This is a genomic window from Caviibacterium pharyngocola, assembly GCF_002795405.1.
Lineage (GTDB): Bacteria > Pseudomonadota > Gammaproteobacteria > Enterobacterales > Pasteurellaceae > Caviibacterium > Caviibacterium pharyngocola.
Genome location: NZ_PHGZ01000013.1, coordinates 62,691 through 85,256 on the forward strand (window position 1 = coordinate 62,691; position 22,566 = coordinate 85,256).

Consider the following 22,566-nt stretch of genomic DNA (forward strand, 5'->3'; position numbering starts at 1 on the left):
TTATTAAAAATAAAAAAGGAAAACAATATGTCAGACAACAAAAGATTACGCATCGCAATGCAAAAAAAAGGCAGATTAACCAAAGAATGCAGCGAATTGCTCAAACAATGCGGTGTAAAAATTAACTGGAACGAACAACGTTTAATCGCTTATGCGGAAAATATGCCGATTGAAATTTTACGCGTGCGCGACGACGATATTCCGGGCTTGATTTTCGATGGCGTGGTGGATCTCGGCATTATCGGCGAAAACGTGCTGGAAGAGGAAGAACTCGGTCGCCTCGCCGCCGGTGAAGCCGTTGCCTATAAAAAATTACGTCAATTCGATTTCGGCGGCTGCCGTTTATCTCTCGCCATCGACCGTGATCGCGCTTACCGCAATGTGCAAGATTTCACCAATGCCACCATCGCCACATCTTACCCGAATTTGTTAAAACGCTATATGAAAGAACAAGATGTGCCGTGCAAAAGCATTCTATTGAACGGTTCGGTGGAAGTGGCGCCAAGCGCAGGGCTTGCCGATGCGATTTGCGATTTGGTTTCCTCCGGCGCAACTTTGGAAGCCAACGGCTTGCGCGAAGTGGAAGTAATTTATCAATCCAAAGCCTGCTTAATTCAACGCGCCGAACCTTTAGATGCCGACAAGCAAGCGCTTGTGGATAAATTGCTCACCCGTATCCAAGGCATTTCCCAAGCTCGCGAATCCAAATACATTATGCTACACGCACCGACAGAAAAATTACAAGAAATCACCGCACTTTTACCCGGTGTCGAACACCCGACTATTTTACCTTTAGCGGAAGACGGCAGCAAAGTGGCAATGCACGTCGTCAGCCAAGAAAATCTGTTCTGGGAAACAATGGAAAAATTAAAAGCCGCCGGCGCCAGCTCGATTTTGGTGTTACCGATTGAGAAGATGATGGAGTAGTCCCTATACTGACGTATAGGGTTACGCATTGTGCGGTTGCTCCGCAACCTGTCGCAGCGCGACAGCATTATGCGTAACCTAGCACGCAGTGCTAGGCATAAAACGTAAATTTAGAATAAGGAAAAAATATGCAAACCCTAATCTGGAATACTCTAACCGAAATCGAAAAACAACAAGCCCTTACTCGTCCGGCGATTTCCGCCTCAAACGAAATCAAAAGTGCGGTGGAAAATATCGTTAATTTAGTGAAAAGCCAAGGCGATAAGGCGTTGTTTGAATTGACGGAAAAATTCGATAAAACGAAATTGGATAATTTAATTGTGTCGCGAGCGCAAATCGAACAAGCAAGCGCACGCATTCCGCAAGAATTAAAACAAGCGATTCAAAATGCCAAACGTAATATTACGCTTTTCCACGAGGCGCAAAAGCCACAAATTGTTGATGTGGAAACGCAGGCGGGCGTGCGTTGTCAAGTAGTAACGCGTCCGATCAATCGCGTGGGGCTATATATTCCGGGCGGTTCGGCACCTCTGTTTTCCACCGTATTGATGCTTGCCATTCCGGCAAAAATTGCCGGTTGTAATAAAGTGGTGTTGTGTTCACCGCCGCCGATTGCCGACGAAATTTTATACGCGGCGGATCTTTGCGGTGTTGAAACCATTTATGCCGTCGGCGGTGCGCAAGCAATCGCTGCAATGGCACTAGGTACGGAAAGCGTGATCAAAACGGATAAAATCTTCGGGCCGGGCAATGCCTTTGTGACCGAAGCGAAACGCCAAGTCAGTCAATTAATCAACGGTGCGAATATCGATATGCCGGCGGGACCTTCCGAAGTGTTGGTTCTAGCGGATGAAAATGCCGATCCTGAGTTTGTGGCGAGCGATTTGCTCTCCCAAGCGGAACACGGTGCGGACAGCCAAGTGATTTTAGTCACACCGAGCCGCAAACTTGCCGAACAAACCGAGCTTGCAATAGAACGTCAACTGGCTTTATTGCCTCGTGCAGAAACCGCCAGTAAAGCGTTATCGCACAGCCGTACCTTTATTGCGGAAGATTTACAACAATGCGTGGCGATCAGCAATGAATACGCGCCGGAACACTTGGTGGTGCAAGTGGAAAATCCGCGCGATTTATTGCCGTTTTTAGACAACGCCGGTTCAATTTTCTTAGGTGCATATTCACCGGAAAGTATGGGCGACTACGCCAGCGGTACCAACCACGTTCTGCCGACTTACGGCTATACTCGCACCTATTCCAGCCTTGGTTTAGCGGATTTCAGCAAACGAATGACCGTGCAGGAACTCACCCCGCAAGGTTTTAAAGACCTCGCTAAAACCGTTGAACTTATGGCGAGTGCGGAACAGTTGGATGCGCATAAACAAGCGGTGAGTATTAGATTGGCTAAATTAGCTTAAGTGCGGTCGAAACTAGCAAAATTTTAAGGATGTAAATATGAAATTTATTGTTTCTTCAGAGATTTTTGATGCAATGCCGGATTTATGTGTGGGTGTTGTGGTGGCTAAAGGCATTAATAATAAAAAAGCTTATCCTGAAATCACGGCGTTTTTGCAACGCGCAATTTCCGAGGCGGAAGGGCGTTTCAAAGATAAAAGAGTGAAAGAATGCACGGAAATTTTACCTTACCGCAAGGCGTTTCAAGCGTTAAATATCAATCCGAATAAATTTTTGTGCAGTATCGAAGCTTTATTTACCCGTATTGCCAAAGGCAAGGGAATGCCGTCGATTAACCCGTTGGTTGATTTAAATAATGCAGTGAGTCTTGCCTATACTCTGCCAATGGGAACGCATAATTTAGCCTTAAGCGAACAGGATATTTGCCTACGTTTAGCCGTTGCTCAAGATGAGTTTTTGCCTTTCGGCGCGACGGAACCGGATAATCCCGAAACGGGTGAAGCGATTTATGCGGTGGGAAATCAAGTGCGTACACGCCGTTGGACGTGGCGACAAAGTGAAAACGGCAAAATTGATGAAAATACCGAATATGTGTTTTTCCCGATTGACGGTTTCGTTGGGGTTAATGATGAACAAGTTCGTTTAGCCGCCCAAACTTTAGCACAATGGCTTAAAATTCAATTTAATGCAGAAATAAAGATTGGATTTGTGGACAAGAATAATCCGGAAACAGAGGTTTAATAATTATGACTGCAATCAGCAACTTACAAATTCTCATTCGAACTATGCAGCCTGTGTTAAACGATAGTGTGTTATCACGATCATATTTTTGTACTTTATGAGAAAGCGGAACTCGCTATGCCAACATTGTTGGTGTTGCAAAAAGGGAAATAACTATGACCAACCCGATTGAAATCTACCAAACCCAAGACGGACAAACACAAGTAGAAGTGCGTTTTGAACAGGAAACTGTTTGGCTTTCACAAGCGCAAATGGCAACTCTATTTGGAAAAGATGTGCGTACTATTAATGAACACATCAAAAATATATTTGAGGAAGGCGAATTAGAACAAGATTTAACTATCCGGAATTTCCGGATAGTTCGCCAAGAAGGTAAAAGGCAGGTCAATCGTGAAATCGAACACTATGATTTAGATATGATTATCTCCGTAGGCTATCGAGTAAAATCCCCACAAGGCGTAGCATTTCGTCGATGGGCAACCGCTCGCTTAAAAGATTATCTCGTTAAAGGCTATGCGTTAAATCAAAAACGTTTGCAACAAAATGCGGCAGAATTAGAGCAAGCATTACTGCTTATTCAAAAAACGGCGCATTCCCCTGAATTAACCGTGGAAAGCGGTCGCGGTTTGGTAGATATTGTTAGCCGTTATGCACAAACCTTTTTGTGGCTACAGCAGTATGATGAAGGCTTACTTGCCGAACCTCGAACACAACAAGGCGGTATATTACCGACAGTTGATGCTGCACGCGCTGCCTTGAGCGAATTAAAACAACAGCTTGTCAGCCGCGGCGAAGCATCCGATTTATTCGGGCGTGAACGGGAAGATGGCTTATCCGCCATTTTAGGCAATTTGGATCAAACGGTTTTCGGTGAACCCGCTTACCCGAGCATTGAAGCCAAAGCCGCCCACTTGCTCTATTTTATCGTGAAGAATCACCCGTTCTCCGACGGAAACAAACGCAGCGGTGCATTTTTATTTGTGGATTTTTTACACCGTAACGGGCGACTATTTGATGAACAAGGCAATCCCGTGATTAACGATACCGGACTTGCCGCACTTACATTGTTGGTGGCGGAAAGCGATCCGAAACAAAAAGAAACATTGATCCGTTTAATTATGCATATGTTGAAAAAGTAGGACTAAAAATGATTACCCGACAACACATTTTTGACTATGTTTTAAACCAATACGGCATTGAACCGAGTTACCCTTTTCCAAAATTTCCTGATGTGGTCGCATTGCGACATCAGAACAAGAAAAATAAGGCTTTTGCCTTTATCTTGCAGGTATCTGCCGAGAAATTAGGGTTAAATGGCGATGAAACGGTTGAAATTATTAATCTGAAATGTAAGACGGAAGTTATCAGTTCGCTAAGAAACGATCCGGATATTTTACCCGGCTATCATATGAATAAAGAGCATTGGTTCAGTTTAAGGCTGGACAGCAATTTTCCTGAAGATCAGGTATATAAAATGATCGACTGGAGCTACGATTTAACCGTTAAATAACAAAAAACAGGAATAAACGATGAACATTACACAACTTTCACGCAAAAACGTCCAAGCCCTCACCCCTTATCAATCTGCCCGTCGTTTAGGCGGCAACGGCGATGTGTGGCTGAATGCAAACGAATATCCGACTTCGCCGAATTTCGATTTAACCCACCGCACTTTTAACCGCTACCCCGATCCGCAGCCTGAAGCCGTAATTCAAGGCTATGCCGATTACGCCGGTGTAAAACAGGAAAATGTGCTGGTCAGCCGCGGCGGCGATGAAAGTATTGAGCTGATTATTCGCGCTTTTTGTGAAGCGAACGACAGCGTACTTTACTGCCCGCCGACCTACGGAATGTATGCCGTGAGTGCAGAAACCTGCGGCGTTGCGTTAAAAACCGTGCCGCTCACAGCCGATTTCCAACTCAATTTAGCCGAAATCGAGAAAAATCTGAACGGTGTGAAAGTGGTGTTTGTCTGTTGTCCGAATAACCCGACCGGCACGTTGATCAAGCGGTCGGATCTGCTCAAACTTTTGCAAATCACCGCAGGCAAAGCGATTGTGGTGGTGGATGAAGCCTATATCGAATTCTGCCCGCAAGCGACAATGGTCAATGAACTGGCAAACCACCCGCACTTGGCGATTATCCGCACCCTATCCAAAGCCTTCGCCCTTGCCGGTTTACGTTGCGGTTTCACCCTTGCTAATGCAGAACTTATCGGCGTGCTGCAAAAAGTCATCGCCCCTTATCCGCTGCCTGTGCCTGTTGCCGACATCGCTGCCCAAGCGTTGCAACCACAAGGTATCGCACAGATGAAACAACGTGTAGCAGACGTACTTTCTGAGCGTGAAAAATTGCAAAAAAATCTCGAAAACTCACCGCTTGTAGAGAAAGTGTTTGAAAGCGACGGCAACTATCTGCTGGTTAAATTCCAAGACGGACAAAAAGTATTCAAAACCCTGTGGGATCAAGGCATTATCCTGCGTGACCAACACAAAGCTGTCGGTTTAGCGAATTGCGTGCGGATTAGTATCGGCACGGCGGAAGAGAATCAGAGAGTGGTTGAAACGATTGCCGCAATCGTATAATACCAAGTAGGATGGGCTTTAGCCCATCAAAATAGGCTACAAAGGAGATATAGAATGCAATTAGAAGAAGATGATTGGGATAGACAAAATCAGCTAAGAATAAACCAAGATAGAGAAGCGATAAAAGGCAAAACAGTGAGTGAAGAACAACGACAATGGTGGAATAACTTGTCTGATTTTTGGAAGAAAGTATTTACCCTTCTTTATTACGAACAAGGCTTTTTTACAATGTGTAGTCCTAATAATTATAGAGGTATCTGTGAATATGGAAGAACAACGTTGGAAAGAGAGAACGATTTATTATTAATATTCTCCCTTAATGCAATTCAAGTTGGTGAAGCTGAATACAGCACATATTGTATGCTACCCGATCCATTGCCTGATCTTCAGCAGTTAAAAATAGAATCTATTCCAGAACTAACTTATTTTAAGAATTTAAAACAGTTTTGGATTAATGGTGCTATGTTAGAAGATATATCAGCAGTTAAAAATATTTCTTGTGACTATTTAATACTCTCGGATATATCCTGTAATTCTATTGCTGTTTTAGAACCACTATTGGAATTGAAAAATATAAGAAAATTAGGATTATATATTAATCCATATTTAACCACCGTAGATGAAACCATATTGGATGAATTTAAAATGAAATTGGTTGAAAATTTATCCAATAAAGGAATTTCTTTTGTAGATTTTTAATTGATAGGACAACAAAATGACACAACAATCTATTTTATTCATCGACCGCGACGGCACGCTTATCGACGAACCAAAAACCGATTTTCAAATTGACAGCCTTGAAAAACTCAAATTTGAGCCGAATGTCATCCCTGCATTGCTCAAGCTTAAACACAAATACCGCTTTGTGATGGTGAGCAATCAAGACGGTTTAGGCACAAGCTCTTTTCCGCAAGAAGATTTCGACAAACCGCACAATGCAATGATGACGTTGTTTAATTCGCAAGGTATTGAATTTGATGATGTGCTAATTTGCCCGCACAAACCGGAAGATAATTGCAACTGCCGTAAGCCGAAAACTCTGCTTTTGCAAAAATATATCGACCGCCAACTGTTCGATCCAGCGACCAGCTTTGTCATCGGCGACCGTGCTACAGATGTACAACTGGCAGAAAATCTTGGCATTCGTGCTTTGCAATATCATCCTGAAAAATTAAATTGGGATCTCATTGCCGAAAAACTGCTTGGCGAAGCGGTAACCAACATCGGCGACCGCCAACCACGCTATGCGGAAGTGGCTCGCAAAACTAAAGAAACTGATATTAAAGTGCAAGTATGGCTTGATGAAACCGGCACAAACGAAATCAGCACAGGTGTAGGCTTTTTCGACCATATGCTCGACCAAATCGCCACCCACGGCGGCTTTAGAATGAACGTGAGCTGCAAAGGCGATTTGTGGATTGACGAACATCACACCGTAGAAGACACCGCACTCGCACTTGGCACCGCACTCAAACAAGCCATCGGCGACAAACGCGGCATCGCCCGCTTCGGCTTCGTGCTACCAATGGACGAATGCAAAGCCGAATGCACGATGGATTTATCTGGCAGACCATTTATCAAATTCAAAGCCGATTTCAAACGCGACAAAGTCGGTGATTTCAGCACCGAACTGACCGAACATTTCTTCCAATCCATTGCGTTTACAATGTTTGCCACCTTGCATTTAAAAGCAAAAGGCGATAATGATCACCACAAAATCGAAAGTTTATTTAAGGTGTTTGGGCGTACATTAAGACAATGTATTCGGATTGAAGGGAATGAGTTGCCGAGTTCGAAAGGTGTACTATAAATATAAAAGTAACGATGGTGCGAGTGTCTCACTCGTGCCTGTTGTTAAAAGTGCGGTTGAATTTTGTAGAGTTCTATGATGAAAGATGGATATTTAGAATTTTTTGAACGATTTAATATTAGCATAGAAGATTTTCTTCGGTTTGCTGAAGATTCCATTATTTTAATACCTAAAGAAAGGGCAAAAAAAGAATGGGTAAATTTGAAGCAAAGAATACAAGGGGAAGGTCAAGAGGTTTATGTTAGATCTTATGCTAGAAATGGTGAAGGAAATTATTTATATCAAGAAATATATCAAGAGCTTTTCCCTTGTAAAATAATCGTTGATAAAACAAATAATCGTTATCCGACGGAATTATTACAAGAACTGACGGGATTTAACAAAAACGGAAGAAATGCAAATATACAGAATTTTCAGGTTTCTCATATATTTGGATGTACCAAAAATCCCTATGCGTTTTGTGCTCCTTGGAATATAGCATTTATTCCTAAGATTTTAGATCCTTTTACTGGTCACGAAAGTAAAGGGGATTTAACTAATAAAATTACAAAAATATATAAAAATAGAATGTGGGAAGAATATGAAGATCTTATTCAAGAGTATAATAATGAAATGAGAACGCTTGAATGTAAAATTAATATTTATATAGAAAATAATAAATCAATGGATAAGCGAATTAAAAAATTCCATAATTCATTACTTAGTGAATTTGCACAGATTAACATTTAAGAAATTTATAATTAAAAATAAGGAAAATTATGCCCAACATCACCATCATCGACACCGGCTGTGCCAATCTTTCTTCGGTCAAATTTGCCTTTGACCGCTTGGGGATTAACGCCGAAATCAGCCGTGATTTAACTAAAATCCAATCCGCCGATAAGCTGCTTTTACCTGGTGTGGGAACGGCACAAGCAGCAATGCGAATTTTGCAGGAGCGGGATTTAATCGAAACTATCCGCAAAGCAACCCAACCAATGCTTGGCATTTGTTTGGGTATGCAGCTGATGACTGAATATTCCACCGAAGGCAATGTGCCGACATTGAATTTAATGAACGGTCGTACGGAGTTAATTCCTGATAACGGTTTACCTTTGCCGCATATGGGCTGGAATAGAGTGGAATATCGCTCGGATCACCCGCTTTTTGCCGATATTGAACAAGGTAGCTATTTCTATTTTGTGCATAGCTATGCCGTTCTGCCGAATGAAAATACCATTGCGACTGCGGATTATGGCGTGCTGTTCTCCGCAGCATTACAACATAAGAATTTCTATGGCGTGCAGTTCCACCCGGAACGTTCAGGCAAGGCTGGCGCACAGTTGTTAAGAAATTTTGTGGAAAATATTTAATACAGGAAAAGCACAATGAAAAAATCAATCATTATCCCAGCCCTTGACCTGATTGACGGACAAGTAGTGCGGTTGCACCAAGGGGATTACGGCAAGCAGACTAGTTATAGCGATAATCCTATCGAGCAATTCGCAAGCTATATTCAACAAGGGGCGGAGCAGTTGCATTTGGTGGATTTAACTGGTGCGAAAGATCCGAACAAGCGCCAAACAGCGTTAATCGGCAAGATTATTGAAGCGACCCAAAGCAAAATCCAAGTGGGCGGTGGTATTCGCTCGGAAAAAGATGTGGCGGATTTACTGGCGGTGGGGGCAAATCGTGTAGTGATTGGCTCAACAGCAGTAACCGAACCTCAGATGGTGCAAGGTTGGTTTGAAAAATATGGCGCGGAAAAATTTGTGCTGGCGTTAGATGTGCGGATTGAAAACGGACAAAAGCTAGTGGCAATTAAAGGTTGGCAAGAAACTAGCCCACTCACTTTGGAAAACTTGGTAGAAAACTACCGCACTTTTGGTCTTCAACACGTTCTTTGCACCGATATTTCCCGTGATGGCACCCTTGCCGGCTCAAACGTGCAGCTTTATCAAGAAATCTGTGCCAAATTTCCGCAGGTGGATTTCCAATCTTCTGGCGGTATCGGTTCACTTTCTGATATTGCGGCATTAAAAGGTACGGGCGTGGCGGGCGTGATTGTCGGACGTGCGTTGTTAGAAGGTAAATTTAATGTAGCGGAGGCGATTGAATGTTGGCAAAACGGATAATTCCTTGTTTAGATGTGCGTGACGGGCAAGTGGTAAAAGGTGTGCAATTCCGCAATCACGAAATTATCGGCGACATCGTACCGCTTGCAAAACGCTATGCGGAAGAAGGGGCAGACGAATTGGTATTCTACGATATCACCGCTTCTAGTGATGGTCGAACCGTGGATAAAAGCTGGGTGGAACGTGTGGCGGAAGTGATCGATATTCCGTTTTGCGTTGCTGGCGGGATTAAAACCATTGAAGATGCGGAACAAATTTTCGCTTTCGGGGCGGATAAAATTTCTATCAACTCCCCTGCCCTTGCCGACCCGAATTTAATCACCGCCCTTGCCGAACGTTTCGGCGTGCAAGCCATTGTGGTAGGAATCGACAGCTGGTTTGAAGCGGAAAACGGCAAATATTGGGTAAACCAATATACTGGCGATGAAAAACGCACCCGCCAAACCAACTGGCAGCTGCTCGACTGGGTGAAAGAAGTGCAACAACGCGGTGCGGGCGAAATCGTGCTGAATATGATGAACCAAGACGGCGTGCGTAAAGGCTATGATTTAGTGCAACTCAACGCCGTGCGTGAAGTATGCCACGTGCCTTTAATCGCCTCCGGCGGAGCTGGAGAGATGGTGCATTTCCGTGATGCCTTTGTGAAAGCGAATGTAGACGGTGCATTGGCGGCGAGTGTGTTTCATAAGCGGATTATTGATATTGGGGAGTTGAAGGAGTATTTGGCGAGAGAAAGTGTGGAAATTCGCAAATAGCTCAAATAGGTGATGGTACGATCGTGGATATTTATTACCATAATGGGAGATATTATGAGCAAAATACGTATTACAGAAAAAAGCAGTTATGGTCCTATTAGATTTGAAGCTCGTTATTCTTTTTTACAAGAGATGTTTAATGTAGCCAAAAAGAAAATAATCAATAAAGAACAAGATTGCTATCAATTTGTAGGGAATTGGATAGATAAAAATATAAATGGAGATAATCTAGAGTTAATCTTAAACATAGACATATTTACTCGATTTTTAGCTAGTGGAAGAATTATTTATGAACTAGACAAAATACTTTTTGAAGCCCTATCTATTACAGAGTTAGATATTCCTTGCTCTACTCTTAATTTACCGTATAGTACTTTCTATATCCAACTAGGAGAATACTCTAGTTTATTTGATGGGGTATATGTTGATAAGTATATATCATCTGAAGATGTTAATGGTGAAGAAGATACTATTTGGTTTTATTTTGTTTATAAAAATTATGCAAAAAATAAAACATCATTAAGTCAGTTACGTCGAGATAAAATATGCGGAGATAAATTACGTAGCTGTGAGTTGGATATTAGCGAACCAAATTCAATTATAAAAGATATACTTCAAAATGAGATAACATCATCTTTTTACATTCAATATTCTATAGCAGAAAGAAATGGGACATTAAATAATGAAAATACCCAGCTACATCTCCAAAAAGAAAAGTTAGAAAGTGAAGAAATATTAAAATTATTCCCTTTAGTTGTTAATTTAATACTTTATATTAACAGTCAGAACAATGATGTTATTGAAGATTGGAATAAAGATACACCAATAGAAAAAACATTAAGATTAGAAAAAGGAAATAATGTTAATGAAAGAAAAAATCTAGAAAAGGGTTTGCTGGAAGCTGGTTATTCTAAAGTTCTATATGTCGGTAAAAATTTTGCTAAAACTAAAGAAGCTAATTTATTAGCAAAGGCTTTAACTACAGGAAAAATATTATCAACTCACTTTAGAAGAGGGCATTTTCGTAATCAACCTTATGGAAAAAATAACTTATTGCGAAAAGTTGTTTTTATTGCTCCAACTATTGTTAATGAAGGTGGAGAAATGTTAGGTAAAATTATTAAATTACAAGATAAAGGCTAAATAATATGAAAAACCAAATTAACTGGAAAAAAGTCAACGGACTACTCCCTGTAATCATCCAAAACGCTCAAACCTGCGAAGTGCTGATGTTGGGCTATATGAACCAAGAAGCCTTGGAAAAAACGTTGGCGGAGAAAAAAGTGACCTTTTTCTCGCGCACCAAACAGCGGCTTTGGACAAAAGGTGAGACCTCCGGTAATTTCTTAAATGTGGCGGATATGAGCTTGGATTGCGATAATGATACTTTATTGATCCTCGCGAATCCGATTGGTGAAACCTGTCACACCGGCGCGGAAAGCTGTTTTCATCAATTCGAACGACAAACGGAACCGGATTGGGTTTTCTTCAGTAAATTGGAACGTTTGTTAAATGCGCGTAAAGGCGCGGATCCGGCAAGTTCTTATACAGCGTCTTTGTATGCGCGCGGTACCAAGCGAATTGCACAAAAAGTCGGCGAAGAAGGCGTGGAAACCGCATTGGCGGCGACGGTGAAAGATCGCAATGAAACCATCTGCGAAGCGGCGGATTTAGCGTATCATTTAACCGTGTTATTGCAAGATGCGGATTTATCTTGGGCGGATGTTATCGGTAAACTAAAAGAACGCCACGCAAAATAGTTTAGTGTTATAATGGCGTAAACACAAAGGCGCCGCACAATGACAGAACCCGATTTTTCACTTTATAGAACCTTGTTATCCGCCCAAGATTGGCGGACGACCGGTTCTTTTCTTTCGCCGGAAAAGGCGCAATGGCTGTTGCATCAAGGCTCCTTGACGAAAAAATTATACGAAACCGGCGCGCAATTAAGCGTGAAAGTGATTTTTCAAGGTTGGGTGCAAAAAAATGATCAAAAACCGACCGCACTTTCTGAGAAATCGGTTTGGCGTCGCGAGGTGATGCTACAAGGCGACGGTAAAAATTGGATTTTTGCCCGAACCGACTTACCGGAATCGACCGTTCGTCAGGTTGCCGGTGAAGTGCTGTATTTGGGCGAACGACCGATCGGGCTTTGGCTTTTTCCGCAGAATCCGACTCGCGTGAGTTTGCAATGGCGACAGGATCCTACCAGCGGATTATATGCGCGTCGTTCGGATTTATTATTAAAAGGTTATCCGATTGAAATCAAAGAATTATTTTTAACTGACTTTATCTTTCAATAAAGGGGAAAAGGATGAAATTAGCGGAAGCGTTAATTGAACGGGCGGATTTGCAACGCCGCTTAGAACAATTAGTTCAACGTTTACAACAAAATGCACAATATCAAGAAGGCGAAGCACCGTTAGAAAATCCGACGGAATTGCTGGCGGAATATCAGCAAACCGCCAATCGCTTGGAAAATTTAATCGTGCAAATCAATTCGGCGAATAATCGGCTTGTGCTTGAAGACGGTATGCCGATGATTAAAGCCTTAGCACGGCGCGATCGTTTAAAAGCGCAGCATTCGATGCTCACTGCATTAGCTAACGCCGCGATTCCCGAACAATCCCGCTATAGCCGCAGCGAAATAAAAATGTTGGCGGCGGTGGATGTGAAAGATCTGCGCAAACAGGCGGACAACACGGCAAGAACTTGTCGCGAGTTGGATACCTTAATTCAGCAAGCAAATTGGCTGAACGAATTATAAAAAATAAGGTGTAATTTTTATTTCAAGGCGAATGCTAACTTTGCTTTTAGCACAATAATGAGGACGAAGGGCAGTCCATTCACGAACCGTGTCGCCCCGTATAAGTTAAGGTGTAAAAATGAAAGCGTATATTGTATTACCAAGTATTGATTGAAATAAAAATGAGGGCGGGTTGGGGATTCATATCATTATAAAAAAACGGAAAAATCACCGCACTTTTAAATTTTTCGCGGAAAATTGTGACGAATGACTGTTAATTTTCGGTGTTCTGATTTAAAATTTGCCGATTTGGAATTTTTCCTCACATCGTTTAATTCATAATAAGGGGTATAAAATGAAGATTGTCGAAGTCAAACATCCGTTAGTAAAACATAAATTGGGTTTAATGCGTGCCGCCGACGTGAGTACCAAACATTTCCGCGAATTGGCGACGGAAGTCGGTAGTTTATTAACTTATGAAGCGACGGAAGATTTAGAAACCGAAAAAGTGATTATCGACGGTTGGTGCGGACCGGTGGAAGTTGATCGGATTAAAGGTAAAAAAGTGACGGTCGTGCCGATTTTGCGTGCAGGCTTGGGAATGATGGACGGTGTGTTGGAGCATATTCCGAGCGCCAGAATCAGCGTGGTCGGAATGTATCGTAATGAAGAAACCTTAGAACCGGTGCCGTATTTCCAAAAACTTGCCAGTGATTTAAACGAACGTTTGGCGATCGTGGTGGATCCGATGCTTGCGACCGGCGGTTCAATGATTGCGACAATCGATTTATTAAAACAAAAAGGCTGCCAACAAATTAAAGTATTAGTGTTGGTTGCCGCACCGGAAGGTATTGCAGCATTGGAAAAAGCGCATCCGGACATTGAATTATATACCGCATCAATCGATCAACATCTTAACGAGCACGGTTATATTATTCCGGGCTTGGGTGACGCGGGCGACAAGATTTTTGGTACGAAATAAATCCAAAAGATAGAACGGCATTTAATGCCGTTTTTTTCGGTGCGTTTTATTGAAAAATAGACCGCACTTTCAAGTTAATTCAGACAGAGAGTTGAAACTTAAATGACAGAAAATCATCAACAAGCGCCTTACGAGGTGCAAAGCAAAGCCAAACAGGCGTTTGTCGGTTTGCAAATGTTATTCGTCGCCTTCGGCGCATTGGTATTGGTTCCGTTAATTACCGGTTTGGACGCCAATACGGCATTATTAACCGCAGGTATCGGAACATTATTATTCCAATTATGTACCGGCAAACAAGTACCGATTTTCCTCGCCTCTTCCTTCGCCTTTATCGCGCCGATCCAATACGGTGTCGCCACTTGGGGCATTGCGGTAACAATGGGTGGCTTGGTATGCACTGGTTTGGTGTATGTTGCGTTAAGTACCTTGGTGAAATTAAAAGGTGCGGGGGCATTACAACGCATTTTTCCGCCGGTAGTGGTCGGCCCGGTGATTATTATTATCGGGATGGGCTTGGCGCCGGTTGCCGTTGATATGGCATTAGGAAAAGGCAGCAACTACGACTATAACGATGCGGTGTTGGTTTCAATGGTAACCTTATTAACCACCTTAGCGGTTGCTGTGTTCTCTAAAGGAATGATGAAACTTATTCCGATTATGTTCGGTATTGCCGTCGGTTATGTACTATGTCTATTTTTAGGCTTAATCAATTTCCAACCGGTACTCGATGCGCCTTGGTTCAGCTTGCCGAATATCACCACGCCGGAATTTAAATTGGAAGCGATTTTGTATTTATTGCCAATCGCCATCGCACCGGCGGTTGAACACGTCGGCGGCATTATGGCGATCAGTTCCGTTACCGGTAAAGATTTCCTCAAAAAACCGGGCTTGCACCGCACATTATTAGGTGACGGTATTGCTACCTCCGCCGCATCATTTTTAGGCGGTCCACCGAATACCACCTATGCGGAAGTGACCGGCGCGGTAATGTTGACACGCAATTTTAATCCGAACATTATGACTTGGGCGGCGGTTTGGGCGATTGCCATTTCCTTCTGCGGTAAAGTTGGCGCCTTCCTATCCACCATTCCGACCATTGTAATGGGCGGTATTATGATGTTAGTGTTCGGTTCCATCGCCGTTGTGGGAATGAGTACCTTAATTCGCGGTAAAGTGGATGTTACCGAAGCGCGTAACCTGTGCATTATTTCTGTGGTAATGACATTCGGTATCGGCGGAATGTTTGTTAATTTCGGCGAAATTTCCTTAAAAGGCATCAGCTTGTGCGCTGTGGTAGCAATCTTATTAAACTTAGTGTTACCAAAAGCGATTAATCAACCTGAAGAGTAGTTTTTTCAATAAAAAAGAGGGATAGGGTTTATTTATCCCTCTTTTTTTTGTATATTCTTACCGCACTTTCTTGTTTTTTAGGGAACGATTTGTTGGTCAATTCTCAGCTTCCATTACCCATTTATCAACCGGATGATGATACCTTAGAAAATTTCTATCCGGAGAATAATCGATTGTTGCTCGGCTCGTTGCATAATAATTTCACGCGCCTTGAGCAGCAATTCTTTTATATTTGGGGCGGGAAAAGTTGTGGAAAAAGCCATTTATTAAAAGCCTGTTCGCATTATTTTTTGGCGCAACAGCGCGCCTCGATTTATGTGCCTTTAGCCAAATCGCAATATTTTTCTCCCGCCGTGTTAGAAGATTTGGAACGTCAAGAACTGGTTTGTCTGGATGATATTCATACGGTTATTGGGCAAGCGGAATGGGAATTGGCGATTTTCGATTTAATCAATCGCATTCGTGAAACGGGTAAGACCTTATTGTTAATCAGTGCGGAACAATCGCCGAACGCGCTCGGCGTGCGATTACCCGATTTGGCGTCGCGCTTGTCTTGGGGCGAGATTTATCAGTTGGCTCCGCTAAATGACGAACAAAAAATCGCCGTGCTACAAAAAAAAGCCTATACAGGCGGGCTAGAACTGCCGGATGAAACCGCCGCATTTTTATTAAAACGCTTGGATCGTGATATGAAAACCTTATTTGATGTCTTATCGAAGTTGGATAAAGCCTCGCTACAAGCGCAACGAAAATTAACCATTCCGTTCGTAAAAGAAATTTTAAAATTATAAATTCGGACAAAAAAGACCGTACTTTTAACGGTCTTAGTTTATTGACAAAGTATATAAGTAGGATGGGCTTTAGCCCATCATATTGAAATAATTATATTTTTGATGGGCTGAAGCCCATCCTACGCATAAAATATGATTTACATCAGGTTTGTCATCAGTCTAAGACCGCACTTTTGCGGTCTTTCAATATTTGTTTACCAATGATGCCAGTGGCGATGACCTCGATAATAACCGTAGCCGACGCTCGGCGCTAGAATAATGCGCGGTTCTTGCGTATAGCGTGCGATTTTTTTGCCGCCGTTATCGCTGGCGTTCAACGGCATTTCCACCGTGGTCGGCGCTTGTTGTTTTTGTGCCGCACTGACCGTATTGCCGCTATATACGTTCTTTTTGTATTCTTCGACGGTTTTGGTGTCCAAAGGTGCCGATGCTGTTTGTTGCGGCGGTGCGCTACAGGCGGATAACATTGCCAATCCGACAACAGTTAAAAGATATTTTTTCATAAAAGTTCCTTAGGTTGTGATTATTTGCAAATCGTACCGGATAGTACGTTTGCGCTTTTTTGAATATTTTGCGTCGCCATTTTTTTACCGTATAGTTGTTCTTCTTCTTGAACTTGTTTTGCTACATCGGTATTTTTGATATTAAAAACCGGCGCATATTGTACGTTATCCGGATCATTTTTCGAATAAACCGTTGCGCCGGCAATGCTGGCGTAATATTCGTTTTCGTCTTGATTAATGTAATAAGTTCTGGAATCGGTAATATCGACACCCAATGCGGATTGATAACCGTTGCAAATCCCTGCGCCGGATTGATAAACCGTATGCGCCATTTTATTTTCGCCGATTTCGTAAATCTCAAATTCAATGCTGGAGGCTAATTTTTCCGCATCTTTACTGTCGTCCGGATTTAACTGAGCGTGAGCGTCTTTACTCAAATAAGTTTGATTTTTCACCTCTTTTTTCTGTTCGACTTGCTTAAATAATTGAGAATGGCTTGCGCTTTGCGCGGCTTGCGCAAAACATTGACTAGAGACGAGACAGAAAGTGATCGCAATAATTAAATTGTTCTTTTTCATTTGTGTTGACTCTGACTATTTTATTCAATTTCATAAAACTCTAAAGGTAAATCATCGGGATCACGGAAGAAAGTAAAATGTTTACCCGTTAATTTATCAATTCTCACCGCTTCGCATTGAATACCTTGTTGCTGTAAATAGCAGACGGCATTTTCTATATTATTGACTTTAAATGCTAAATGGCGTAATCCGCACGCCTCCGGTGAGGTGAGGCGCGGCGGCGGTTCGGGGAAAGAAAACAATTCTATTTGACTGTTATCGGGAAAGCGCAAATCCAACTTATAACTGTCTCGTTCTTGACGATAGGTTTCTTGAATAATTTGCGCGCCCAAGATCCGCGTATAAAAATCTTTCGATTTCGCATAATCGGACACAATCAGCGCAATATGATGAAATCCCAAAATCGGCGAGTTCATTTTCGTTCCTTAACCTTACAATCTGAAGAGTATATCAGCTTTCGTTCAATAAGTTGAGTAGAATTTGTTCTTCTATCCGATAGTCAAATCGATTTTGACCGATTTATTAAAATTTATCTAATTTTGTTTGTTTTGTTGTTCTTCCAAGGCATCACGCGCCGCGCGAATACTTTTTTCGATTAACGGCACGCGCGGATCGTTTTCCGGCATTAAACGCAATATCATCGCCCAAGTCACCGACGCCATTTTGTAGTCTTCCGTTTCAAAATATCGGAAGGCGAGCAAATTAAGCGCGTGCATATTGGTGTGATCTTTGCGCAGAACTTCTTTTAACAATTCCGTGCCTTTTTGTTTATCGCTCTGATCTTCGGAATACATTAAAATTCGCGCGTAGGCGAGTTGATATTCCGTATTTTCCGGTGCCAAACGGTGTGCGCGAGCATAACTGTCGGCAGCGAGTTGTCCGTTATCCGCCGCCATTGCGCTTTGACCGAGCAACCACCAGCCTTCTGCGTCTTGCGGATCATTTTGCAATTTAAGCCGTAAAGCAGTAATAAATTGTTGTAATTCCTGATCATTGAGCGGATTAGTTTGTTCTTCTTTTAAACGTTGATAAAAGTGCGGTAAGTTTTCGAGATTTTTTTGCAAAGCGATTTCCGTTTTCCACGCACCGATTGGCATATAAGCCGAACCGGCAAGAATCAGCAACGCTACAAATCCGGATAATGCCCAAATTTTGCCGTAGGGTTTTGCCGTCGGTGTCGAAACGGTTCGGGTTTCCGGAATATCGTCTAATAAGGTTTGTTGCAATTCGGTTTTAAATTGATTGACATCGTCGGATAGACCTTGTTGCGCTTCTTGTTCCAATTCTTGCAAGCGATTGAAATAAAAGGCTTTATTGAGCGCATCGCGCTGTGTTTCCGCGCGGGATACACGATTGCGCCAAAGTGGATAAAAACAAATAAAGGCGACAATGAAGGTTAAAATAATAATACTCGGCCAAAAAAACATTTTGTTATTCCTTCTCCTTCAAAAGCGCGTTTAAACGTTGTCGCTGCGCTTCGCTTAGTGATTCTTGCTCGAAATTCACCGCACTTTGCGACGTCTGTGCTTGGTGCGGTTTGCGACGAAAAATCATCACTACACCGAATAAAACCAACAATGCCGGCACGACCCACAATGCAAGCGTGGCGGCGGTGAGCGGCGGGTTATAGGTCACGAAATGACCGTAGCGTGCGATCATATAATCCACGATTTCCTGCTTTTGTTTGCCTTCTTGCAAAAGTTCGAACACTTTAGCCCGCATATCTACGGCGATCGTTGCATTGGAGTCGGCGATATTGTTATTTTGACATTGCGGGCAACGCAGTTCTTGCGTTAACGCGTGATAATCGTTTTCTTGCTGCGGCGAGGCGAAATTTAACGCGTCAATCGCGGCAAAGGCAGAAAAATGGATGAAAAAGAAAAAAAGTGCGGTGATTTTTTTCATTATTTTTTCTCCGCCAGTGTTTGATAAATCGGTAACAATTTTTCCTGCCATACGCTTTCGTTGACATCACCGGTGTGGCGATAATGAATCACGCCTTGACCGTCAACGATAAAGGTTTCCGGCGCGCCGTACACGCCGAGATCCAAACCGAAAGCGCCTTTTTCGTCTTTAATTACCGTTTGATAAGGATTCCCCAAATCTTTAAGCCATTTAATCGCTTTGTCGGATTTGTCTTTGTAATCGATGCCGATAATGGTAACGCCTTGTTTTGCCAGCTGATTCAAATATTGATGTTCGGCGTAGCAAGTGGGGCACCAAGTCGCCCACACGTTGACTAACAGCGGTTTACCTTGTTGAAACAGCGTATTGTCGTAAGCTTTGTTTTGATCAAACAAATCCGTCAACATTTTTGTCGGCACGGATTTGCCGATTAAGGCGCTTTCCAAAGCTTTCGGATCATCACCTTGCGCATTGCGTTGCAGCTGGACGAAAAACGTCAGTGCCAATGCCAAGAAAAGAATTAACGGAATATAAAGTTTCTTATTCATCAAATATTTACCTTATGGTTGAAACCCCAGTCATTTATCGCGGATAATTTAATTGGAAGAGACATAACCTCTTCTAATTCAGAGCAACACATAGGGCCTCGCTCTTGTGAGGATCTGTGTGTTGAAACATTTTTGCTCCGATTAGGATTTTTTTAATAATGCGCCGAAACGGTAGCGTCGATCGAATAAACATAATGCGCCGCCGAACGCCATAAATAATCCGCCCAACCAAATCCAGCGGATAAACGGTTTATAATACAAACGTAGCGCCCAAGCGCCGTTGCCGAGGCTTTCGCCCAAGGCAACATATAGATCGCGCGAGAAACCCCAGTCGATCGCCGCTTCGGTCATAGTCATTTTGCTGACGGTGTAAAAGCGTTTTTCCGCGAATAATGTCGCTTCGTGCTTACCGTTGCGGGCAATGTCGATTTGTGCTTTGCCGCCCAAATAGTTCGCGCCGTTCGCGTCGCTAATACCTTGGAAGGTGAATTGATAATCGGCGATATCGATGGTTTCGCCGATATGCATTCTCACATCGCGTTCGATACTGTAATTCTGGCTGAATGCGATTCCCCAAACCGTCATCGCCACGCCCAAATGCGCCAAGACCATTCCCCAATGGGAACGAGAAAGTTTGCCGATACCGGTGAAAAAATTATGCCGATGAGCGGCGCGTTGATGTAATTCGTACAATGCTAACAAAACGATAAAAACGCTCATCATTGTGCCTAAAACCGCGCTGACCGTCAGGCGGTTTTGCAAGAAATAAGGGAGCGCGAAACCGCTGACGAGCATAATGATCAAGCTGATAACCACCGGTAAGCGAATCGTGCTGAATTCGTCGCGACGCCATTTGACTAAAGGCCCGATACCCAATAAGAACGCAAACGGCGTCATAATGATTAAGAACATTTGATCAAAGAACGGCGCGCCGATCGAAATAGTACCCAAACCCAGTTGTTTATGCACTAAAGGTAATAGCGTACCGAGGAATACCACGACAAGTGCGGTCATTAATAAAATATTATTCAGCAATAACATATTTTCGCGCGAATAACGTTCGGCATTATCGCGTGAACGAATTTGTGAGCCTTTATAAGCGTACAGCGCTAAGGAACCGCCGATTACGACGATTAAATAGGCTAAAATATATAATCCTCTGGTCGGATCCGAGGCGAAGGCGTGCACCGAAACCAAAATACCGGAACGCACTAAAAACGTACCGAGCAAGCAAAGAGAAAAGGCTAAAATCGCCAATAAAACCGTCCAAGCTTTAAAGGAACCGCGTTTTTCGGTGACGGCGAGAGAATGCAACAAAGCGGTTCCGGCAAGCCAAGGCATTAACGAGGCGTTTTCCACCGGATCCCAAAACCACCAGCCGCCCCAACCGAGTTCGTAATACGCCCACCAAGATCCGAGCACGATACCGAGCGTTAAGAAAATCCACGCCGCCATTGTCCAAGGGCGCGACCATCTTGCCCACGCGGTATCTAATTTGCCGTTAATCAGTGACGCGATGGAGAACGCAAAAGCGACGGAAAATCCTACATAGCCCATATACAGCAACGGCGGATGAAAAATCAAGCCGACGTCTTGTAATAGCGGATTGAGTTCTCTGCCGTCCACCGGAAAATTCGGGAAAGTGCGGGTAAAAGGATTGGAGGTGAACAGAATGAACACCAGAAAACCGATGCTGATTAAGCCCATAATTCCTAGCACGCGCGCCACGGCTTCTTGCGGCAGCTGCTTGCTGAATAACGCCACGGCGGCACCCCACAAGGTGAGCAACCAAATCCATAGCAATAACGATCCTTCGTGCGATCCCCAAACGGCGGAAAGGCGATATTGCAGCGGAAGCGCCGTGTTGGAATTATTCACGACATATTGCACGGAAAAATCGTTTGTGGCAAAAAGATAGAAAAGCGCACCGAAGGAAACGCTTAAACTGACGAACAATCCGTATGTCATCGGACGGGCTAAGGACATTAGCTGCGCATTGCCCTTTTCCGCGCCCCATAGCGGAAATATCGTCAGTAATAGTGACACCGCCAAACTTAGCGCCAGCGCATAATTGCCTAATTCTGCGATCATTGTTGTCCTTCTTGCTCTTTGGTTTGGCGATCACGTTCGCTTTCAGTTTTTAAATCGGAAACGCCCATCGGTTTATGCACTTTTTGCATTTGCGCGTCCAATTCCGGCGGCACATAGTTTTCATCGTGTTTCGCCAATACTTCGGAGGCTTCTAATACGGTCGGGGATTTCAACACGCCTTGCGCCACGATGCCCTGTCCTTCACGGAATAAATCCGGCAAAATGCCTTCGTATTCAACGGTGACGGACGGGCCGATGTCGTTTAGATCAAATTTGACTTTCAAGCTTTTCGGATCGCGTTCCACCGTACCTTCCACCACCATTCCGCCGATACGAATACGTTGTCCCACTTCGGGTTTGGTGCTCGGATCATCGTTTTTACCGTAAATCACTTCCGACGGCGTGTAAAACAAATCGATATTTTGGCGCAAAGCGTACAGCACCAAAGACGCGGCAATCGTAATGCCGACTAAAACGAAAATAATCACGGATAATCTGGATTTACGTCTCGGATTCATAGGGTTTCCTTTGTTTTTGTCGATTGTTGACGTTGTTCGCGTGCCAATTCGCGTTTCACTTCGCGTAAGACGGCGCGGCGTGCTTGAACGCTTTGGATAATTAAAAATAAAACGGCGAAAAACGAAATGCCGTAAGAAAGCCAGATATAAAAACCGTAGCCTCCCATTTCAAAAAAATCGTTCCAAGTTGCAAAAAACATATTTCCCCC

The 22,566-nt window shown here is 43.2% G+C and carries 28 protein-coding genes; 19 read left to right on the forward strand and 9 right to left on the reverse strand.

The window, feature by feature from the left end; all coding sequences use genetic code 11:
- The first annotated feature begins 27 nt into the window (after positions 1 to 27).
- The 19 genes from hisG to hda all read left to right on the forward strand — a co-directional run bounded on the left by hisG (position 28) and on the right by hda (position 16,214).
- A complete protein-coding gene (hisG, locus tag CVP04_RS05685; RefSeq protein WP_100296552.1) occupies positions 28 to 927 on the forward strand; it encodes an ATP phosphoribosyltransferase in 900 nt (299 codons plus the stop codon).
- Positions 928 to 1,055: 128 nt separating this feature from the next.
- Positions 1,056 to 2,342, forward strand: a complete 1,287-nt coding sequence (hisD, locus tag CVP04_RS05690) for a histidinol dehydrogenase (protein ID WP_100296553.1) — start codon at positions 1,056 to 1,058, stop codon at positions 2,340 to 2,342.
- A gap of 37 nt (positions 2,343 to 2,379) precedes the next feature.
- Complete coding sequence (locus CVP04_RS05695) at positions 2,380 to 3,081, forward strand: B3/B4 domain-containing protein (protein WP_100296554.1); 702 nt, start codon at positions 2,380 to 2,382, stop codon at positions 3,079 to 3,081.
- A 149-nt stretch (positions 3,082 to 3,230) separates the two neighbouring features.
- Entirely contained in the window at positions 3,231 to 4,220 is a 990-nt protein-coding gene (locus tag CVP04_RS05700) for a virulence RhuM family protein/type II toxin-antitoxin system death-on-curing family toxin (protein ID WP_100296555.1), read from the forward strand.
- Positions 4,221 to 4,228: 8 nt separating this feature from the next.
- Positions 4,229 to 4,591 carry an MmcQ/YjbR family DNA-binding protein gene (locus tag CVP04_RS05705; RefSeq protein WP_100296556.1) on the forward strand — a complete coding sequence of 121 codons (363 nt, stop codon included), beginning with the start codon at positions 4,229 to 4,231 and terminating at the stop codon, positions 4,589 to 4,591.
- A gap of 19 nt (positions 4,592 to 4,610) precedes the next feature.
- Positions 4,611 to 5,666 carry a histidinol-phosphate transaminase gene (gene hisC, locus CVP04_RS05710; protein WP_100296557.1) on the forward strand — a complete coding sequence of 352 codons (1,056 nt, stop codon included), beginning with the start codon at positions 4,611 to 4,613 and terminating at the stop codon, positions 5,664 to 5,666.
- A 54-nt stretch (positions 5,667 to 5,720) separates the two neighbouring features.
- The gene (locus CVP04_RS05715) at positions 5,721 to 6,365 is read left to right on the forward strand and encodes a hypothetical protein (RefSeq protein WP_100296558.1); all 645 of its coding nucleotides are present in this window, start codon (positions 5,721 to 5,723) and stop codon (positions 6,363 to 6,365) included.
- Between the two features lie 16 nt (positions 6,366 to 6,381).
- Positions 6,382 to 7,476 (forward strand): bifunctional histidinol-phosphatase/imidazoleglycerol-phosphate dehydratase HisB, encoded by a 1,095-nt coding sequence (hisB, locus tag CVP04_RS05720; RefSeq protein WP_100296559.1) that lies wholly within the window; start codon positions 6,382 to 6,384, stop codon positions 7,474 to 7,476.
- Between the two features lie 75 nt (positions 7,477 to 7,551).
- On the forward strand, positions 7,552 to 8,205 hold the full coding sequence (locus tag CVP04_RS05725; RefSeq protein ID WP_243385116.1) for a hypothetical protein: 654 nt from the start codon (positions 7,552 to 7,554) through the stop codon (positions 8,203 to 8,205).
- Positions 8,206 to 8,234: 29 nt separating this feature from the next.
- Positions 8,235 to 8,828 carry an imidazole glycerol phosphate synthase subunit HisH gene (gene hisH / locus CVP04_RS05730; protein WP_100296561.1) on the forward strand — a complete coding sequence of 198 codons (594 nt, stop codon included), beginning with the start codon at positions 8,235 to 8,237 and terminating at the stop codon, positions 8,826 to 8,828.
- Between the two features lie 15 nt (positions 8,829 to 8,843).
- Positions 8,844 to 9,590, forward strand: coding sequence for a 1-(5-phosphoribosyl)-5-[(5-phosphoribosylamino)methylideneamino]imidazole-4-carboxamide isomerase (gene hisA / locus CVP04_RS05735; RefSeq protein WP_100296562.1), 747 nt, complete (start codon positions 8,844 to 8,846; stop codon positions 9,588 to 9,590).
- Positions 9,572 to 10,345, forward strand: a complete 774-nt coding sequence (gene hisF, locus CVP04_RS05740) for an imidazole glycerol phosphate synthase subunit HisF (RefSeq protein WP_100296563.1) — start codon at positions 9,572 to 9,574, stop codon at positions 10,343 to 10,345. The genes hisA and hisF overlap by 19 nt, the downstream gene beginning before the upstream one ends.
- A 54-nt stretch (positions 10,346 to 10,399) precedes the next feature.
- The gene (locus tag CVP04_RS05745; RefSeq protein ID WP_133118476.1) at positions 10,400 to 11,488 is read left to right on the forward strand and encodes an AcrVA2 family anti-CRISPR protein; all 1,089 of its coding nucleotides are present in this window, start codon (positions 10,400 to 10,402) and stop codon (positions 11,486 to 11,488) included.
- 5 nt (positions 11,489 to 11,493) lie between these two features.
- On the forward strand, positions 11,494 to 12,105 hold the full coding sequence (gene hisIE / locus CVP04_RS05750; RefSeq protein WP_100296565.1) for a bifunctional phosphoribosyl-AMP cyclohydrolase/phosphoribosyl-ATP diphosphatase HisIE: 612 nt from the start codon (positions 11,494 to 11,496) through the stop codon (positions 12,103 to 12,105).
- 39 nt (positions 12,106 to 12,144) lie between these two features.
- Complete coding sequence (locus CVP04_RS05755) at positions 12,145 to 12,648, forward strand: chorismate--pyruvate lyase family protein (protein WP_100296566.1); 504 nt, start codon at positions 12,145 to 12,147, stop codon at positions 12,646 to 12,648.
- An 11-nt stretch (positions 12,649 to 12,659) separates the two neighbouring features.
- Complete coding sequence (locus CVP04_RS05760) at positions 12,660 to 13,112, forward strand: DIP1984 family protein (RefSeq protein WP_100296567.1); 453 nt, start codon at positions 12,660 to 12,662, stop codon at positions 13,110 to 13,112.
- Between the two features lie 334 nt (positions 13,113 to 13,446).
- Positions 13,447 to 14,073 (forward strand): uracil phosphoribosyltransferase, encoded by a 627-nt coding sequence (upp, locus tag CVP04_RS05765; RefSeq protein ID WP_100296568.1) that lies wholly within the window; start codon positions 13,447 to 13,449, stop codon positions 14,071 to 14,073.
- Positions 14,074 to 14,175: 102 nt separating this feature from the next.
- Complete coding sequence (locus tag CVP04_RS05770; protein WP_100296569.1) at positions 14,176 to 15,423, forward strand: nucleobase:cation symporter-2 family protein; 1,248 nt, start codon at positions 14,176 to 14,178, stop codon at positions 15,421 to 15,423.
- Positions 15,424 to 15,515: 92 nt separating this feature from the next.
- The gene (gene hda, locus CVP04_RS05775) at positions 15,516 to 16,214 is read left to right on the forward strand and encodes a DnaA inactivator Hda (protein ID WP_100296837.1); all 699 of its coding nucleotides are present in this window, start codon (positions 15,516 to 15,518) and stop codon (positions 16,212 to 16,214) included.
- A gap of 194 nt (positions 16,215 to 16,408) precedes the next feature.
- Here the strand turns inward: hda and CVP04_RS05780 are convergent, their stop codons facing one another.
- From CVP04_RS05780 to ccmD, 9 genes are all read right to left on the reverse strand, one after another.
- Positions 16,409 to 16,717, reverse strand: a complete 309-nt coding sequence (locus tag CVP04_RS05780; protein WP_100296570.1) for a YajG family lipoprotein — start codon at positions 16,715 to 16,717, stop codon at positions 16,409 to 16,411.
- A 20-nt stretch (positions 16,718 to 16,737) separates the two neighbouring features.
- The gene (locus CVP04_RS05785) at positions 16,738 to 17,295 is read right to left on the reverse strand and encodes a DUF8095 domain-containing protein (RefSeq protein ID WP_100296571.1); all 558 of its coding nucleotides are present in this window, start codon (positions 17,293 to 17,295) and stop codon (positions 16,738 to 16,740) included.
- Between the two features lie 20 nt (positions 17,296 to 17,315).
- Positions 17,316 to 17,711, reverse strand: a complete 396-nt coding sequence (gene gloA2 / locus CVP04_RS05790) for an SMU1112c/YaeR family gloxylase I-like metalloprotein (protein ID WP_100296572.1) — start codon at positions 17,709 to 17,711, stop codon at positions 17,316 to 17,318.
- Positions 17,712 to 17,828: 117 nt separating this feature from the next.
- Positions 17,829 to 18,722: a c-type cytochrome biogenesis protein CcmI gene (gene ccmI, locus CVP04_RS05795; protein WP_100296573.1), complete on the reverse strand. Its 894-nt coding sequence runs from the start codon at positions 18,720 to 18,722 to the stop codon at positions 17,829 to 17,831.
- A gap of 4 nt (positions 18,723 to 18,726) precedes the next feature.
- Entirely contained in the window at positions 18,727 to 19,200 is a 474-nt protein-coding gene (locus tag CVP04_RS05800) for a cytochrome c-type biogenesis protein (protein WP_100296574.1), read from the reverse strand.
- A complete protein-coding gene (locus CVP04_RS05805) occupies positions 19,200 to 19,748 on the reverse strand; it encodes a DsbE family thiol:disulfide interchange protein (RefSeq protein WP_100296575.1) in 549 nt (182 codons plus the stop codon). Before CVP04_RS05805 ends, CVP04_RS05800 begins: the two co-directional genes overlap by 1 nt.
- A gap of 141 nt (positions 19,749 to 19,889) precedes the next feature.
- Positions 19,890 to 21,839, reverse strand: coding sequence for a heme lyase CcmF/NrfE family subunit (locus CVP04_RS05810; RefSeq protein WP_100296576.1), 1,950 nt, complete (start codon positions 21,837 to 21,839; stop codon positions 19,890 to 19,892).
- A complete protein-coding gene (ccmE, locus tag CVP04_RS05815; protein WP_100296577.1) occupies positions 21,836 to 22,357 on the reverse strand; it encodes a cytochrome c maturation protein CcmE in 522 nt (173 codons plus the stop codon). Before ccmE ends, CVP04_RS05810 begins: the two co-directional genes overlap by 4 nt.
- On the reverse strand, positions 22,354 to 22,557 hold the full coding sequence (gene ccmD / locus CVP04_RS05820) for a heme exporter protein CcmD (protein WP_100296578.1): 204 nt from the start codon (positions 22,555 to 22,557) through the stop codon (positions 22,354 to 22,356). Before ccmD ends, ccmE begins: the two co-directional genes overlap by 4 nt.
- Between the last annotated feature and the right edge of the window lie 9 nt (positions 22,558 to 22,566).

Bases quoted from the DNA above. Each gene is read 5' to 3' on its own strand.
- hisG (WP_100296552.1), top strand. From the start codon at position 28: ATGTCAGACAACAAAAGATTACGCATCGCAATGCAAAAAAAAGGCAGA.
- hisD (WP_100296553.1), top strand. From the start codon at position 1,056: ATGCAAACCCTAATCTGGAATACTCTAACCGAAATCGAAAAACAACAA.
- CVP04_RS05695 (WP_100296554.1), top strand. From the start codon at position 2,380: ATGAAATTTATTGTTTCTTCAGAGATTTTTGATGCAATGCCGGATTTA.
- CVP04_RS05705 (WP_100296556.1), top strand. From the start codon at position 4,229: ATGATTACCCGACAACACATTTTTGACTATGTTTTAAACCAATACGGC.
- hisC (WP_100296557.1), top strand. From the start codon at position 4,611: ATGAACATTACACAACTTTCACGCAAAAACGTCCAAGCCCTCACCCCT.
- CVP04_RS05715 (WP_100296558.1), top strand. From the start codon at position 5,721: ATGCAATTAGAAGAAGATGATTGGGATAGACAAAATCAGCTAAGAATA.
- hisB (WP_100296559.1), top strand. From the start codon at position 6,382: ATGACACAACAATCTATTTTATTCATCGACCGCGACGGCACGCTTATC.
- CVP04_RS05725 (WP_243385116.1), top strand. From the start codon at position 7,552: ATGATGAAAGATGGATATTTAGAATTTTTTGAACGATTTAATATTAGC.
- hisH (WP_100296561.1), top strand. From the start codon at position 8,235: ATGCCCAACATCACCATCATCGACACCGGCTGTGCCAATCTTTCTTCG.
- hisA (WP_100296562.1), top strand. From the start codon at position 8,844: ATGAAAAAATCAATCATTATCCCAGCCCTTGACCTGATTGACGGACAA.
- hisF (WP_100296563.1), top strand. From the start codon at position 9,572: ATGTTGGCAAAACGGATAATTCCTTGTTTAGATGTGCGTGACGGGCAA.
- CVP04_RS05745 (WP_133118476.1), top strand. From the start codon at position 10,400: ATGAGCAAAATACGTATTACAGAAAAAAGCAGTTATGGTCCTATTAGA.
- hisIE (WP_100296565.1), top strand. From the start codon at position 11,494: ATGAAAAACCAAATTAACTGGAAAAAAGTCAACGGACTACTCCCTGTA.
- CVP04_RS05755 (WP_100296566.1), top strand. From the start codon at position 12,145: ATGACAGAACCCGATTTTTCACTTTATAGAACCTTGTTATCCGCCCAA.
- CVP04_RS05760 (WP_100296567.1), top strand. From the start codon at position 12,660: ATGAAATTAGCGGAAGCGTTAATTGAACGGGCGGATTTGCAACGCCGC.
- upp (WP_100296568.1), top strand. From the start codon at position 13,447: ATGAAGATTGTCGAAGTCAAACATCCGTTAGTAAAACATAAATTGGGT.
- CVP04_RS05770 (WP_100296569.1), top strand. From the start codon at position 14,176: ATGACAGAAAATCATCAACAAGCGCCTTACGAGGTGCAAAGCAAAGCC.
- CVP04_RS05780 (WP_100296570.1), bottom strand. From the start codon at position 16,717: ATGAAAAAATATCTTTTAACTGTTGTCGGATTGGCAATGTTATCCGCC.
- CVP04_RS05785 (WP_100296571.1), bottom strand. From the start codon at position 17,295: ATGAAAAAGAACAATTTAATTATTGCGATCACTTTCTGTCTCGTCTCT.
- gloA2 (WP_100296572.1), bottom strand. From the start codon at position 17,711: ATGAACTCGCCGATTTTGGGATTTCATCATATTGCGCTGATTGTGTCC.
- ccmI (WP_100296573.1), bottom strand. From the start codon at position 18,722: ATGTTTTTTTGGCCGAGTATTATTATTTTAACCTTCATTGTCGCCTTT.
- CVP04_RS05800 (WP_100296574.1), bottom strand. From the start codon at position 19,200: ATGAAAAAAATCACCGCACTTTTTTTCTTTTTCATCCATTTTTCTGCC.
- CVP04_RS05805 (WP_100296575.1), bottom strand. From the start codon at position 19,748: ATGAATAAGAAACTTTATATTCCGTTAATTCTTTTCTTGGCATTGGCA.
- CVP04_RS05810 (WP_100296576.1), bottom strand. From the start codon at position 21,839: ATGATCGCAGAATTAGGCAATTATGCGCTGGCGCTAAGTTTGGCGGTG.
- ccmE (WP_100296577.1), bottom strand. From the start codon at position 22,357: ATGAATCCGAGACGTAAATCCAGATTATCCGTGATTATTTTCGTTTTA.
- ccmD (WP_100296578.1), bottom strand. From the start codon at position 22,557: ATGTTTTTTGCAACTTGGAACGATTTTTTTGAAATGGGAGGCTACGGT.